This is a genomic window from Saccharomonospora iraqiensis subsp. paurometabolica YIM 90007 (assembly GCF_000231035.2).
Classification (GTDB): Bacteria; Actinomycetota; Actinomycetes; order Mycobacteriales; family Pseudonocardiaceae; genus Saccharomonospora; species Saccharomonospora paurometabolica.
This window is the reverse complement of record NZ_KI912264.1, coordinates 71,402-71,892: the sequence shown is the minus strand read 5'-3', so window position 1 is coordinate 71,892 and position 491 is coordinate 71,402. Positions and strand designations below refer to the sequence as shown.

At 77.0% G+C, this 491-nt stretch carries 1 pseudogene; it reads left to right on the top strand.

The features are described 5' to 3' along the window. A pseudogene (locus SACPADRAFT_RS33620) lies at positions 1-491 on the top strand (molybdopterin-dependent oxidoreductase); the annotation flags it as partial.

Sequence of the window (491 nt, the reverse complement as noted above, 5' to 3'; positions counted from 1 at the left end):
CGGGGGCCGCCGCCGCGGTCGGCGTGCTCGCGCTCGCGTCGGCGTTGGCGGTGGGGCGCCTCGTCGCCGCGTTCGTCGGGGGCAACGCCTCGCCGTACCTGGCGGTGGGCAACACGGCTGTCGACCTCACCCCCGCCTGGCTCAAGGACCTGGCGGTGGCGCTGTTCGGCACCGCGGACAAGCTGGTTCTGCTGGCGGGGATGGCCGTGGTGCTGGTGCTGCTCGCCGTGGCGGCGGGTCTGGCGTCCCGGCGGCGGCGCCTGCCCGGGCTGCTGGTGGTCACCGTGCTCGGCCTGGTGGGGATCGCCGCGGTCCTGTTCCGGGGGGATGTGGGCGCGCTCGCGCCGTTGGCACCGGTCGCGAGCCTGCTCACCGGGTTGGTGGTGTTCGACCTGCTGCACCGCACCGCCGTCCGCGCGGCGGAGCCGACCACCCCGGAGCCGACCACCCCGGAGCCGACCACCCCGGAGCCGACCACCCCGGAGCGGACG